Origin of the sequence: Streptomyces sp. NPDC006365 (assembly GCF_042870755.1) — a bacterium.
Classification (GTDB): domain Bacteria; phylum Actinomycetota; class Actinomycetes; order Streptomycetales; family Streptomycetaceae; genus Streptomyces; species Streptomyces xiangluensis.
The window spans coordinates 16,315-29,224 of the sequence record NZ_JBIAHS010000005.1 but is presented as its reverse complement, the minus strand read 5'-3'; the positions used below and the strand labels follow the sequence as shown (position 1 = coordinate 29,224).

Sequence of the window (12,910 nt, the reverse complement as noted above, 5' to 3'; positions counted from 1 at the left end):
CCTTCCGTGAGAGTCACTCACGGAAGGCAGACCAGCCCCGCCCGGAAAAGGAATCGCGCCCGAGGAACGCGACGAGCCGGTCGGAGGCGCCGGCCCGGGGCAGCACGCCGACCGGCTCGGCGAAACGCACCCCCCGGTCCTCGTCCGCGACCACACACCGCGCGACGGACAGCAACTCGGCCGCGAGCGCGGGCGGAATCGGCCGCGGCCGCCCGCAGGCCTGCGCCACGTCCCAGCCGTGGACAGCGATCTCGACAGCGCCGGTGGCGGCCATCACGCGGACGTCCAGCGGCCGGTCTCCCACCGACACGGAGCGCCCCTCCCCGGGCAGGGCCACCCAGGCACCGAGCAGCGCACAGGCACGCCGCCGGAAGTCGCACGCGGGATCCGCGCGGCCCTCCGCCGCCGGGAAGAGACCGATCCGCCCGCCCGTCAGCCCCTCGTGCAGTGCGTCGAGCGCGTCGTCGAGATGGCCGAGCAACTCCCCCAGGTCCCACCGCGCGCACGGCGTGGCCCGACGCAGACTCCCGGGTGCCACGGCGGCGACGCTCCCCAGCGCGTACGCGAGCGAACGCTCCAACAGCTCCCCGGAGTTCACGACAGCACCTCCGGCATCCCGAAGATCCCGGCCAGCCCCGGTTCCAGGAAGACGGTGATCCGCGTGATCTCCCGGTTCTCGACAGTGAGCACCTGCACGGAGTGCGCCCGGTACATCTCGTCCGCACCGCGCTTGTACGCCACCACGGCCGGCTGCCCGTTCGCCTGCGTGGGGATCATCCGCAGATGTCCCTTCTCGTGCTCGAGCGCCTCCAGGAACCGCATGACGTCCTTCCTCCCGCTGAACCACTCCAGGTAGGGCGGCATCTCCAGCTCGACGCCTTCCTGGAGCAGCCCGAGCAGCGCATCCATGTCGGCGAGCTCGAAGGCGGCCACATATCGGTCGAGCAGCTCGCGGTCGTCCGTGCTGTCCGGCTCCGCCAGCAGGTCCTCGTCCGGCGCCACTTCGTCGAGCCGGGCACGCGCGCGTTGGAGGCTGCTTTTCACTGCCGCGGTAGTGGTCCCGAGCAGGGCGGCCACCTCATGCGCCCGCCAGGCCAGCACGTCCCTGAGGATGAGCACGGTCCGCTGCCGCGCGGGCAGATTCTGCAGCGCCGCGACAAGCGCGAGCCGCAGGCTGCCGCGCGCCGCGACGACGGTCGCCGGGTCGACGAGCGTGTCGGGTACCGGCTGGAGCCACGGGATGTCCGTCGGAGGGGTGCTCAACGGCTCCTCAGGCGCGTCTGACGGCCCGCCGAGCCCCGTGGGCAGCGGACGCCGTTCGCGTCCCTCCAGCGCCGTCAGACACGTATTGGTGGCGATCCGGTAGAGCCAGGTCCGCAAGGAGGCGCGGCCCTCGTATCCGTCGTACGACCGCCAGGCCCGCAGATACGTCTCCTGCACCAGATCCTCGGCGTCGTCGACCGACCCGAGCATCCGGTAGCAGTGCGCCAGCAGCTCGCGCCGGTACATCCCCGTAAGCCGTACGAACTCGTCGCGATTCGTCGTCACAGCCATGGCCGCTCCCTTGCCTCACGGGTACAGACCGCAGGAGCGGCGAAAACGCATCGGCCGGCCCCGGACGAATTCCGGAACCGGCCGTCGAGCGTGGCGAGTACGGCGGCCTAGAGCTCGACCTCCTGCATCAGCATCCCGACCTCCGTGTTGGACAGGCGGCGCAGCCAGCCCGACTTCTGGTCGCCGAGCGTGATCGGCCCGAAGGCGACGCGCACGAGCTTGTCGACCGGGAAGCCCGCCTCGGCGAGCATGCGGCGCACGATGTGCTTACGGCCCTCGTGGAGAGTGACCTCTACGAGGTAGTTCTTGCCGGTCTGCTGGACGACGCGGAAGTGGTCCGCGCGCGCGTACCCGTCCTCCAGCTGGATGCCGTCCTTGAGCTGCTTACCCAGGTCGCGCGGGATCGGCCCCACGATGTGCGCGAGGTAGGTCTTCTTGACGCCGTACCGGGGGTGGGTCAGCCGGTTGGCCAGCTCGCCGTGGTTGGTGAGCAGGATGATGCCCTCGGTCTCGGTGTCGAGCCGTCCCACGTGGAAGAGCCGCGTCTCACGGTTGGTGACATAGTCCCCGAGGCACTGGCGCCCCTCCGGGTCCTCCATCGTAGAGACGACACCGGCGGGCTTGTTCAGCGCGAAGAACTGGTACGCCTGTGTGGCGACCGTCAGCCCGTCGACCTTGATCTCGTCCTTCTCCGGGTCGACGCGCAGCCCCTGCTCGAGCACGATCTCACCGTTGACCTCGACACGGGCCTGCTCGATCAGCTCCTCGCAGGCGCGCCGCGAACCGTATCCCGCGCGCGCGAGCACCTTCTGCAGCCGCTCGCCCTCCTGCTCGGCACCCGGGAAGGTCTTCGGGAGCCTGACGTCCTTCTTGCCCGCGTACCGGTCGCGGTTGCGCTCCTCGATCTGCGTCTCGTACTCGCGGGGACGCGCCGGAGCCGTACGACGGCGCCCGCCCGGCTGTGCCTTCTTCGGAGCACCCTTGGCGCCGCCCCGCGCGGAGCTGCCGCGCCCGGACTTGGGGCCCTCCTTGCTGGCGTCGGGGCCCACGTCGTAGCGGCGCTCCTCGGGGCGGGGCTTGCGGGGGCGGCCCTGCCCCTGCTTCTGGTCCCTGTTGTTGCCGGCGCCGCGGGAGTTACCGCGCCCGCCGCTCTTGCCGCTGCCGCTGCTTCGCATCAAATTTCCGTCGTCGTGTCGTCATCGGGGTCCGGTGCATCCGGATCAAACGACGGTACGCCCTCCTGCGTCTCGGCCTCGATCGCCTCCGCCTCGGGGAGGAAGGGCGCGAGCTCCGGAAGCTCGTCCAGGCCGCGCAGGCCCATCCGCTCCAGGAAGTAGTTCGTCGTCCTGTACAGGATCGCACCTGTTTCGGGTTCCGCGCCCGCCTCCTCTATCAGACCGCGCTGCAGGAGGGTGCGCATCACACCGTCGCAGTTCACTCCTCGCACGGCCGAGACGCGGGAACGGCTGACCGGCTGGCGGTACGCCACGACCGCGAGCGTCTCCAGGGCGGCCTGCGTCAGGCGCGCCTGCTGGCCGTCCAGTACGAACCGTTCGACGGCCGCCGCGTACTCGGGCCGCGTGTAGAACCGCCAGCCGCCCGCGACGAGCCGCAGCTCAAAGCCCCGGCCCTGGACGGTGTACTCGTCGGCCAGCGCCCGCAATGCGTCCGCGATCTGCCGCCGGGGCCGCTCCATGATCTTCGCGAGGTGCTCCTCGGTCGCGGGTTCGTCCACGACCATGAGTACGGCCTCCAGGGCGGGTCCGAGGTCGAGATCCGCGACGCTACGCAGCCCTGCCGGCGCCTCGGTGGTGTTCTCGCTCACGCCTTCTCCTCCTTGGCTTCGTCCTGGACCGGCTCCGGAGGCCTGTCGAACTCGTCCGTCACTCTGGGCTCCTCCTCGCTGTCCCCGCCCGTCCAGCGCACCAGCAGCTCCCCCAGCGCCTCCTCCTGGTCGAGCGCGACGGCCTTCTCGCGATACAGCTCCAGCAGGGCCAGGAACCGCGCCACGACGGTCAGCGTGTCGTCCGTGTCCTCCACGAGCGCCCGGAAGGTGGCCTCCCCCAGCTCTCTCAGCCGCGCCACAACAATCCCGGCCTGCTCCTGCACACTCACCAGCGGGGCGTGGATGTGGTCGACGTACACCTGCGGCTTGGGCTTGGGCTGCATCGCCTTCACGGCAAGCTTCGCGAAGCCCTCCGCCCCGATGCTGATGACGACCTCGGGCAACAACTCGGCGTGATGCGGCTCCAGTCCGACAGTGCGCGGATACCGCCGGGCCTCCTCCTCGAGCCGCCCGCTGAAGATCTCGGCGATCTGTTTGTACGCGCGGTACTGCAACAGCCGCGCGAACAACAGATCCCGCGCCTCGAGCAGCGCCAGATCCGCCTCGTCCTCCACCTCGGCGGACGGCAGCAGCCGAGCGGCCTTGAGATCGAGCAGGGTGGCGGCGACGACGAGAAACTCGGTCGTCTCATCGAGATCCCAGTCCGGCCCCATCCCCCGGATATGCGCCATGAACTCGTCGGTGACCTTGGAAAGCGCCACCTCGGTCACATCCAGCTTGTGCTTCGAGATCAACTGAAGCAGCAGGTCAAAGGGCCCTTCAAAGTTGGCCAGCCGAACTCGGAAGGTCCCGTCGTCGGGCTCGGCGGCTTCGCGGGGCGCGCCGGGATCGCCGGGCGCCGCAGGCGCTGCGGGTTCTGCAGCGGCCGGTTCGTCGGCGTTGTGGGCAGTCGTTCCGCGGGGCGATGGGGGTCCCCCCGCTCGAGCGGAGCCGAGAGTGGGGGAGGGTGGGCACAACGCCGCACGGTCCGCAGGCGAAGAACCGTCCTCAGCCGGAGACTCGCTCTCCGCCGCAGGCGCCTCGGGCGCCGCAGGAGCGTCGGGCGCCGCATGCGGCTCAACTTCCGCCGGAGGCGCGGACTCCCCAACCTCCGCCGGAGGCGCAGGCACCGGCGCCTCATCCGCCTCCGGAGGCGGTGGCGGAGCCCCCGGCCCCCGCCCCAGCGCACGCCGACGACCGGCGGAGCCGGATGCGGGGACGGAGCCGTCGTACGAGGTCATAGCCGTCGCAGGCTACCGCTTACCGCCCGCGAAGCCGACGGACAAGAATGCTGGCGTCCCCTCGGGACTCGAGATCCGCGAGCACCACGGCCACAGCCTCACGGACGATCCGCCCGCGATCCACCGCAAGCCCGTGCTCCCCGCGGAGCACCAGCCGGGCGTGCTCGAGGTCCATGAGCTCCTCGGCGGACACGTACACGGTGATCTTCTCGTCGTGCCGCTCCCGCCCACTGGGCCGCCGCGAGGCAGCCCGCCCGCGCTTGCGCGGCTGAGCGGCGGCAGAACCTTCCTGCGCCCCCTGCCGTCGCCCGGAGCGCTCGGCTCCGGCGGCACGGGTACGGGACTCCCCTGCATCGGCGGACTCGGAGTCCGCGGCCACATGCTCGGCCCCGTCACCGTCCCCGCCCTGCGCGGGCACAGCCTGCGGCGCGTCCTCCGCGATCCCGGAACCGGATGCCGAGCCGGAGGCAGCCGTATCGCCCTCGCCCGCGGGAGCCGGCACCCGGGCCTCACCGTTGGACTGGCCATTGGCCTGGCGCCTGGGGCTGGACGACTGCAGCGCCATCCCCCCTGTCGTACGGAACAGTTCGTCGGCCCCCGGCAGACTCACTCGGCGTGACACCGGGCGAGCACCTCCCTGGCGAGCTGGCGATAGGCGGCGGCACCGACGGAGTTGGAGGCGTACGTGGTGATCGGTTCGCCGGCGACCGTGGTCTCCGGGAAGCGGACCGTGCGCCCGATGACCGTGTGGTATACGTGATCGTCGAAGGCCTCGACGACACGCGCGAGCACCTCGCGGCTGTGCACGGTGCGCGAGTCGTACATCGTGGCGAGGATGCCGTCGAGCTCCAGCTCGGGGTTGAGCCGCTCCTGGACCTTCTCGATGGTCTCGGTGAGCAGCGCGACACCTCGCAGTGCGAAGAACTCGCACTCCAGCGGCACGATCACCTTGTGAGCGGCCGTGAGGGCGTTCACGGTGAGCAGACCGAGCGAGGGCTGGCAGTCGATCACGATGTAGTCGTAGTCGGCCATCAGCGGCTTCAGTGCCCGCTGCAGCGTGGACTCGCGCGCGACCTCGGACACCAGCTGAACCTCGGCGGCCGACAGATCGATATTGCTGGGCAGCAGGTCCATGTTCGGAACCGCGGTCTTGAGGAGGACCTCGTCGGCCGCCATGCCCCGCTCCATGAGCAGGTTGTAGACGGTGAGATCGAGCTCCATCGGGTTGACACCGAGGCCGACCGACAGCGCGCCCTGCGGGTCGAAGTCGACCAGCAGGACCCGTCGTCCGTACTCCGCGAGCGCGGCGCCCAGGTTGATGGTCGACGTCGTCTTGCCGACGCCGCCCTTCTGGTTGCACATCGCGATGATCTTCGCGGGGCCGTGATCGGTCAGCGGGCCCGGGATCGGGAAGTACGGCAGCGGGCGGCCGGTCGGGCCGATGCGTTCACGACGCTGGCGTGCCGCGTCGGGCGCGAGCGTGGCCGCGTACTCCGGATCGGGCTCGTACTCGGCGTCGGGGTCGTAGAAGTGCCCCTCGGGCAGGTCGTCGTAGTCGGCGAAGTGGGTGCGGTTCTCGCCACTTCCGTTGCCGGCCATGGCGTTCACGTGATGGCCATCCATGCTCTGGTGGACTGTCTGAGTCCGGTGTGGACTCTGGTGGGCTGCGAAGGTGCGCACAGCTACGGAGCCGACAGCCTCGAGCCCCGTGGGCCTCGGGCCCTGCGCAGGCATTCCTGGTTGACCACCCCCGGGAGTAAATGTCGACTCATTCACAAGTCGTCTTACCTCCTTGGTGACCAGGAAACTTCTAGATAGGTCAGCGTGGCACCATGCCGACGGTTGGCGACTCTATGGCGTGTCACCGCTCCGCAGCAACACAATCCGCCGGACCCGGCCCGATGTGTCGGCAACGGAACACCCCTCTGTCAAGGGCGTAAGGGCGTCGCACGGCAGGTTTCGCGGGTGTGCGAAACGGTCGAAGGGTTACGTTCGAGGCGAGTTGAGCGAGTCTCGCAAAGGGTCTCGACAACATGGGGCCGGACCTGGTTCCCCAAGGTCCGGCCGGGTGCATGTCGTTGACGACTCGTGTTGACGTATCGCCTTTTGTCGGTGGAGAGATGGGTCGGCGGATCAGCCGAGCAGGGTCTCAAGCTCTCGGTGCTCCAGACCGTGCGCCTCCGCTACCTCGCGGTAAATGACCTTGCCGTCATGGGTGTTGAGGCCCTTGGCGAGCGCGGCGTCACGGCGCAGCGCCTCGACCCAGCCGCGGTTCGCGAGCTCCACGATGTACGGGAGCGTGGCGTTGGTCAGCGCGTACGTGGAGGTGTTGGGCACGGCGCCGGGCATGTTGGCGACGCAGTAGAAGACCGAGTTGTGGACCGGGAAGGTCGGCTCGGCGTGGGTCGTCGGACGCGAGTCCTCGAAGCAACCGCCTTGATCAATCGCGATGTCGACAAGAACACTTCCCGGCTTCATCCGGGAGACGAGTTCATTGGTGACCAGCTTCGGCGCCTTGGCGCCCGGGATGAGCACGGCGCCGATGACGAGGTCGGCCTCCAGGCACGCCTTCTCGAGTTCGAAGGCGTTGGAGACGACGGTCTGGATCTTCGTGCCGAAGATCTTGTCGGCTTCCTTGAGCTTGTTGATGTCCTTGTCGAGCAGGGTCACGTGGAAGCCCATGCCGATGGCGATCTGCGCGGCGTTCCAGCCCGAGACACCGCCGCCGATGACGACGGCCCGGCCGGCCAGCACGCCCGGGACCCCGCCGGGCAGCACACCGCGGCCGCCGTTCGCGGCCATCAGGTGGTAGGCACCGACCTGTGGGGCGAGCCGGCCCGCGACCTCGGACATCGGGGCGAGCAGCGGCAGCGCACGGCTGGGCAGCTCGACCGTTTCGTACGCGATGGCGGTGGTGCCGGACTCCAGGAGCGCGTCCGTGCACTCCTTGGACGCGGCCAGGTGCAGATAGGTGAAGAGGATCTGGTCCTTACGGAGGCGGTGGTACTCCTCCGCAATCGGCTCCTTGACCTTCAGGAGCAGGTCGGCGGAGGCCCACACCTCGTCCGCGGTGCCGAGGATCCGCGCACCGGCGGCGACGAACTCGTCGTCCGTGATCGAGGAGCCGACACCGGCACCCTGCTCGATGACGACCTGGTGACCGTGGCGCACCAGCTCATGCACTCCGGCAGGGGTGATGGCCACCCGGAACTCGTTGTTCTTGACCTCGCGGGGGATGCCGACCTTCACGTCGATCACGGTCCTTGGCTCAGTGGGTTGTGGGTAACGCCTGCCCGGACGATGCCAGACATACCCGGATGCACGGGAGCACACCGGGAGACACCACGTAGGAACGCGGTGGAGCCAGTCTAATGAAGGGATTCCCCGTGTCTAGCCTTCCAATGCTTCAATCTTCTGCGGATGTACTACGGATTTCGTAGGCGTTAGCGTCGTGTTCCCTCGCGGACAGGTCCTCCGGGAACTCGTCTCCCAGCATGCGCTCGGCCGCGCCGCGGTGCAGCCGAGCAGCCACGGGGTCGCCGAGCCGGTCCAGGGTGTCGGCGAGCCGGAGCTGCAGAGCGGCCCGCAGTCGTACGTCCTCGGCGCGGCGCGCCCACTCGATCGCCTCCTGGCACGTGCGCAGCGACTCCTCGGGCCGGCCGGAGTACTCCTGCACCCGTGCCAGCTCGCTCAACGCCTTGGCCACGCCTGCCACATCACCGTTCCTGCGATGGCCGGTGACCGCCGAGCGCCAGCTGCGCAGCGCCTCGTCGTAGCGGCCCGCGTAGGTGTGCACAGTGGCGATACGGCCGTGCAGCCGGGCAGCGTCCACGCGCTCGTCGCGCGCGAGCCGCTGCGCGAGCGCCCGCCCGTACCAGTCGGCGGCCCGGTCGAAGTCCCCCAGCTCCTGGTGGGCACCACCTACGGATTCCATCGCGCGGCCGGTCGCGTACGGGTCGTTCGCCTCCCGTCCGGCGTCGAGAGCGGCGCGGTAGCGGGCGAGCGCCTCACTGGTGCGGCCGGTCCGGGCGTCCAGGTCCGCGAGGTTCAGCAGCGCGGCGGCCTTCTCGCGGGGCAGCTTCCGCCGCTCGGCGACATCGAGAACGAGCTGGTGGATGCCGTACAGCTCGGGCGCCACCGCCCGCGTACCGAAGTGCGCGACCATCGCCCGCACCAGCGCGGCCATCAGGCGGCGTGCGAGGGTGTCCAACTCGCCGTCGGCGACCGCGAGCCGGGCGGAGGCCAACAGCGCGGGCTGCCGGATGCGCAGCCAGTCGGCAGCCGCGCGGGGGTTCTTGAAGCGCAGGGCGCGGGGCATCCCGGCGAGCTTCTCGCGGGCGGGCGAGCTGTCGGTCTCTGTGATCGCGCGGCAGGAGGCCAGCAGCCGCACGGTCCGCTCCAGCATCCGGGCGCGGGCCAGCTGCAGCTCGGCCGGCCGGTCCTCGCTCTCGGTGCGCGAGCGCAGCAGCGGCAGCAGACAGCCGGGCACCTCGTACTGCGGCAGCGGTGACTCGACGCGCCGTACGAGGCCGAGCCCGACGAAGTCGTCGAGGGTGGACTCGGCGGCGCCCACCGAGCAGCCGGCGAGCGCGGACGCGGTGTGCGGGTCGACGAGGCCCGCGGGGGCGAGCGAGAGCAGGCGCAGCATCTGTGCGCGGGCCGGGGAAAGTTCGGCGTACACGAGGCGGAAGACACGCTCGAGTGCCGGACCCTCGTCACTCTCTGTGCACACCTGCTTGGCGAGGTCGGCGACGGCCGCCTTCGGCCGGCGGGCCAGCCAGCCGCCCGCGAGCACCAGCGCGGCGGGCTGGGCGGCGCAGATCTCGACGAGTCCTTCGGCGGCGCGCGGGTCGACGGTGATGCGTACCGAGCCGGTGTAGCGGCCGAGGAGTTCGACGGCGGACTTGGTGTCCAGGCCGCCGAGGGTGCAGGGGCGGACGTCGGAGATCCCGGTCAGGGGCCCGTCGGAGACGGCGACGACCAGGCATTCCGGGTTGTCGGGGAGGAGCGCGTCGACCTGTTCCGCGTCCGCCGCGTCGTCGAGCAGGAGCAGCACGCGGCGGGTGGCGAGGCCCTCGCGCAGCGCCTCGACGAGGTCGTCCTCCGGGGCTCCGGGCGGGGCGGTCAGCTCCAGGGCGGCGAGCAGGTCGCGGGCGGTGCGCTCGGTCGGTACCGGTGTGCCGTCGGGTTCGCTCAGGCGGGCTCGTAGCGTGCCGTCCCGGTAACTCTCCGCGACCTGCCGTACGAGTTCTTCGGCGAGCGCGGTGCGGCCGAAGCCGGGCTTGCCCGCGATGAGCAGCACGCGTGCGCGTGGCGCTTTCCGGCCCGCCAGGGTGTCCAGGCCCGCACGCTCGATGTCAGCGCGGAGTTCCTTCAACTCTCTTGTACGGCCGAGGAACTGACCCTCCGTGGATGGGGGTCCCCCCGCTCGGGCGAAGCCGGGAGTGGTGGAGGACCCGGCAGCCGGGCGCTGCTCCTTGGCCGGCACCTTCTTGCCCTGGGTGCCCACCGCCTGATCCGTCACGGGCCACACTCCCGTCCCACCGCACGCGCAAGCCCGCCGGGACTCCGGACGGGGCGTTTCCAGAGCCTAGTTCACGCTCTGCGACGATTCCGGAGGAGCACGGCGGGTACGTCCCCCGATCGGATCAGGCGATCGTCACACCGGCGGCAGGACGGTGTGCGTCCGGCTTCCCGAGCAGGCGGGATCACACGTCGAAGGGCCGCGCGGGCCACGGCGCCTCGGCCGGGCGCAGTGCGTCGAGACCGTCGCCGTTCTGGGCCGCGACCAGGGAAAGAGCGCCCACGACAAGGCAGTTGTTGTGCAGCTCACCGGCGAGCACACCGCGGACGAGCTCCTCGACGGGGACCCGCGAGAGCTCCATGTCGGCTTCTTCGTCCTCGACCTCGAAACGCTGCCCCTCCGCCTCGGACAGATCCCGGGCGAGGAAGATCCGTACGGCCTCGTCGCAGCCGCCCGGCGTCGTGTAGACGTCGGTGAGCACCCGCCAGTCCTCGGCCTTGACGTGGGCCTCCTCGTACAGCTCGCGCTGCGCGGCGTGCAGCGGGTTCTCGCCGGGGATGTCGAGCAGGCCGGCCGGGATCTCCCACAGCTTCTGGCGTACGGGGTGCCGGTACTGGCGGATGACCAGGACGCGGTCCTGGTCGTCGAGGGCGAGGACCGCCACCGAACCGGGGTGGACCTGGTAGTCGCGCCGGACGACCGTCCCGTCGGGCATGACCACGTCGTCCGTGCGCACAGAGGTCTTGTTCCCCGTGAACGGAGTCTCGGTCGCCCTGACCTGCCACTCCTCGGCGGTGTCCTTGATGGTCATGTCGACTTGTCCTCCCACGTCCACAGAAAAACCGGGGCACGCGTCGCAAAGGACCCGCACCCCGGCAACCGTACAACCTCGTGTTACCTACCCGTCTTCCGCTCCACAGCGGCCTTCACCAGGCCCGCGAACAGCGGATGCGGACGCGTCGGGCGCGAGCGCAGCTCGGGGTGCGCCTGGGTCGCGACCAGGTAAGGGTGGACGTCGCGCGGGTACTCCAGGTACTCCACGAGCTTGCCGTCCGGGGACGTGCCGGAGAACAGCAGACCGGCCTTCTTCTCCAGCTCGGCGCGGTAGGAGTTGTTCACCTCGTAACGGTGACGGTGGCGCTCCTCGACGTACTCCTTGCCGCCGTACACCTCGCGCACGAGCGAGCCCTCGGCGAGCTTCGCCGGGTACATGCCCAGCCGCATCGTGCCGCCCATGTCGCCCTCGCCGGCGACGATGTCGAGCTGCTCGGCCATGGTGGAGATGACGGGGTGGCCAGTGGCGGCGTCGAACTCCGTGGAGTTGGCGTCCGCGACGTCGGCGAGGTTGCGCGCGGCCTCGATCACGATGCACTGCAGGCCGAGACACAGTCCGAGCAGCGGGATCTTGTTCTCGCGGGCGTACTGGATGGCGCCGACCTTGCCGGAGACGCCGCGGTCGCCGAAGCCGCCGGGGATACAGATCGCGTCGACGTCGGCGAGCTGCTGGGCGGCACCCGCCGGGGTCTTGCAGTCGTCCGAAGTGACCCACTTGATCTTCACGCGCGCCTTGTTGGCGAACCCGCCCGCACGCAACGCCTCGGTGACCGAAAGGTATGCGTCTGGCAGGTCGATGTACTTGCCGACGAGCGCGAGATTGATCTCGTGCTGCGGGTTGTGGACCCGGTCGAGCAGGTCGTCCCAGATCGTCCAGTCCACGTCGCGGAAGGCGAGGTCCAGCTTGCGCACGACGTAGGCATCCAGGCCCTCGGTGTGCAGGACCTTCGGGATGTCGTAGATCGACTTGGCGTCGATGGCCGCGACCACGGCCGCCTCGTCGACGTCGCACATCAGCGAGATCTTGCGCTTGATCGCGGTCGGCACCTCGCGGTCGGCGCGCAGCACGATCGCATCTGGCTGAATACCGATGTTGCGCAGAGCCGCAACCGAATGCTGCGTCGGCTTCGTCTTCAACTCTCCCGACGGCCCGATGTAAGGAAGGAGCGAGATGTGGACGACGAACACATTGTCGCGGCCGACCTCGTGACGGACCTGACGGACGGTCTCCAGGAACGGCAGCGACTCGATGTCGCCGACCGTGCCGCCGACCTCCGTGATCACCACGTCCACGTCGTCCGTGGCCATGCGCCGGATTCGGTGCTTGATCTCGTTGGTGATGTGCGGGATGACCTGCACGGTGTCGCCGAGGTACTCGCCGCGCCGCTCCTTGGCGATCACCGTCGAGTACACCTGGCCGGTGGTGACGTTGGCGGAGCCGTCCAGGTCCACGTCGAGGAAGCGCTCGTAGTGACCGATGTCCAGGTCCGTCTCGGCGCCGTCATTGGTGACGAACACCTCGCCGTGCTGGAACGGGTTCATGGTGCCCGGGTCGACGTTCAGATAAGGGTCGAGCTTCTGCATCGTGACCCGCAGACCCCGCGCCTTGAGCAGTGCGCCCAGACTGGACGCGGTCAGGCCCTTGCCGAGGGAGGAGGCGACACCCCCGGTGACGAAGATGTGCTTGGTCGTCGAAGATTTGGGCGGCATGGCCAAGACGGGGCTCCCGTGGTCGCGGTTCGGAGTGCGGGCCGGCTGCCTGACCCGGGCGTTTCGGGAGGTGCCGCCGCTGCGGTTCGGAGGACCCCTCGCGTCGGTTTCTGCTTCGGGGGCGCCCACCGGTCCACGGGCTACCAGGGTATCAGCGCCCAGGGGAGGCCGCTTCCGGCCACGCTCCGCACACGGGCCGACACGGGGCACAGTGGTGTGCAC

11 protein-coding genes are annotated in these 12,910 nt (G+C 69.9%); all 11 read right to left on the bottom strand.

Annotation, left to right across the window (positions count from 1 at the left end):
* Window positions 1-13: 13 nt before the first annotated feature.
* Window positions 14-598: a TIGR03086 family metal-binding protein gene (locus ACFYO0_RS16135; protein ID WP_388675550.1), complete on the bottom strand. Its 585-nt coding sequence runs from the start codon at window positions 596-598 to the stop codon at window positions 14-16.
* Window positions 595-1,554 carry a sigma-70 family RNA polymerase sigma factor gene (locus ACFYO0_RS16130; protein WP_388675547.1) on the bottom strand — a complete coding sequence of 320 codons (960 nt, stop codon included), beginning with the start codon at window positions 1,552-1,554 and terminating at the stop codon, window positions 595-597. The genes ACFYO0_RS16135 and ACFYO0_RS16130 overlap by 4 nt, the downstream gene beginning before the upstream one ends.
* Before the next feature lie 107 nt (window positions 1,555-1,661).
* A complete protein-coding gene (locus ACFYO0_RS16125; protein ID WP_388675545.1) occupies window positions 1,662-2,729 on the bottom strand; it encodes a pseudouridine synthase in 1,068 nt (355 codons plus the stop codon).
* Window positions 2,729-3,379, bottom strand: a complete 651-nt coding sequence (gene scpB, locus ACFYO0_RS16120) for an SMC-Scp complex subunit ScpB (RefSeq protein WP_388675542.1) — start codon at window positions 3,377-3,379, stop codon at window positions 2,729-2,731. Before scpB ends, ACFYO0_RS16125 begins: the two co-directional genes overlap by 1 nt.
* A complete protein-coding gene (locus tag ACFYO0_RS16115; protein WP_388675539.1) occupies window positions 3,376-4,620 on the bottom strand; it encodes a segregation and condensation protein A in 1,245 nt (414 codons plus the stop codon). The genes scpB and ACFYO0_RS16115 overlap by 4 nt, the downstream gene beginning before the upstream one ends.
* A 19-nt stretch (window positions 4,621-4,639) precedes the next feature.
* Window positions 4,640-5,242, bottom strand: a complete 603-nt coding sequence (locus tag ACFYO0_RS16110; protein ID WP_388675536.1) for a hypothetical protein — start codon at window positions 5,240-5,242, stop codon at window positions 4,640-4,642.
* Entirely contained in the window at window positions 5,227-6,354 is a 1,128-nt protein-coding gene (locus ACFYO0_RS16105) for a ParA family protein (RefSeq protein WP_344387709.1), read from the bottom strand. The genes ACFYO0_RS16110 and ACFYO0_RS16105 overlap by 16 nt, the downstream gene beginning before the upstream one ends.
* 399 nt (window positions 6,355-6,753) lie before the next feature.
* A complete protein-coding gene (ald, locus tag ACFYO0_RS16100) occupies window positions 6,754-7,878 on the bottom strand; it encodes an alanine dehydrogenase (RefSeq protein WP_388675533.1) in 1,125 nt (374 codons plus the stop codon).
* 148 nt (window positions 7,879-8,026) lie between these two features.
* The gene (locus ACFYO0_RS16095; RefSeq protein ID WP_388675530.1) at window positions 8,027-10,144 is read right to left on the bottom strand and encodes a tetratricopeptide repeat protein; all 2,118 of its coding nucleotides are present in this window, start codon (window positions 10,142-10,144) and stop codon (window positions 8,027-8,029) included.
* A 184-nt stretch (window positions 10,145-10,328) separates the two neighbouring features.
* Window positions 10,329-10,955, bottom strand: a complete 627-nt coding sequence (locus ACFYO0_RS16090; protein WP_388675527.1) for an NUDIX domain-containing protein — start codon at window positions 10,953-10,955, stop codon at window positions 10,329-10,331.
* Window positions 10,956-11,038: 83 nt separating this feature from the next.
* On the bottom strand, window positions 11,039-12,688 hold the full coding sequence (locus ACFYO0_RS16085) for a CTP synthase (protein WP_388675524.1): 1,650 nt from the start codon (window positions 12,686-12,688) through the stop codon (window positions 11,039-11,041).
* Window positions 12,689-12,910 lie beyond the last annotated feature (222 nt).

Excerpts from the sequence above, each read along its gene's own strand:
- ACFYO0_RS16115 (WP_388675539.1), bottom strand. The coding sequence starts at position 4,620 with ATGACCTCGTACGACGGCTCCGTCCCCGCATCCGGCTCCGCCGGTCGT.
- ACFYO0_RS16090 (WP_388675527.1), bottom strand. The coding sequence starts at position 10,955 with ATGACCATCAAGGACACCGCCGAGGAGTGGCAGGTCAGGGCGACCGAG.
- ACFYO0_RS16085 (WP_388675524.1), bottom strand. The coding sequence starts at position 12,688 with ATGCCGCCCAAATCTTCGACGACCAAGCACATCTTCGTCACCGGGGGT.
- ACFYO0_RS16105 (WP_344387709.1), bottom strand. The coding sequence starts at position 6,354 with ATGCCTGCGCAGGGCCCGAGGCCCACGGGGCTCGAGGCTGTCGGCTCC.
- ACFYO0_RS16125 (WP_388675545.1), bottom strand. The coding sequence starts at position 2,729 with ATGCGAAGCAGCGGCAGCGGCAAGAGCGGCGGGCGCGGTAACTCCCGC.
- ACFYO0_RS16130 (WP_388675547.1), bottom strand. The coding sequence starts at position 1,554 with ATGGCTGTGACGACGAATCGCGACGAGTTCGTACGGCTTACGGGGATG.